Genomic DNA, 654 nt, shown 5'->3' with positions numbered 1-654 from the left:
TCCTTATGCGGGGAACGTAAACTACTCTGAACTATCCGATTTCTTTTACGTCTGGCTTCGCCTACTGCTCGTTGAAAACTATAAAGAATTTGCACCGGAGCTTACCCCCAAAGCGGAAGAAATTATTGAAAATCCTACCCGGGGCAAAACATCTCAAGATTTTGAGGAGGGTTTGACTCAGGTCTTCCAGCAATGCAATAGAGTTCTGAAGGATGACGGACTTCTGGCCTTCACCTTTCACCACGCAGAAGGAAGTGCCTGGGAAGCACTGCTGAGAGCCGTTTGCAATGCTGGTTATGCTATCGAATCCGTATATCCCATTCATGGCGAATCTGAATCGTCTCTTCATCTGTTGGACAAGAGATAAATATCCTATGATCCGATCCACATATGCCGCCAACGACCAGAGGGCGTGGAGACACAAAAACGCTCCTGGGCAGGCATCCGCCAGGAAATCCGGCGCAAGGCGCGAGAGGAAATCAAAGCTATTGAAGAAGGTCGGTATGGGAACGAGCCGCTTTCCCCAGCGGATGTCAACATAATACTCATTGGTAAGTGTCTTGAGCTTTATAGCCGTCACTATGGTGCTATAGTCGACCATGAGGGGAATGAAGTCACGCTCAAAGATGCACTCGAGGAAATCCGCATGATGGT

The 654-nt window shown here is 48.5% G+C and carries 2 pseudogenes; both read left to right on the top strand.

The features are described from left to right. Positions 1-367, top strand: a pseudogene (locus tag HW443_RS13145) (hypothetical protein); the annotation flags it as partial. A 45-nt stretch (positions 368-412) separates the two neighbouring features. Further along, positions 413-654 (top strand): annotated as a pseudogene (locus HW443_RS13140) (hypothetical protein); the annotation flags it as partial.

The organism is Candidatus Hakubella thermalkaliphila, from assembly GCF_013281975.1.
Classification (GTDB): Bacteria; Actinomycetota; Humimicrobiia; order Hakubellales; family Hakubellaceae; genus Hakubella; species Hakubella thermalkaliphila.
The sequence above is the reverse complement of the archived record's forward strand: the minus strand, read 5'-3'. Positions and strand labels throughout refer to the sequence as shown.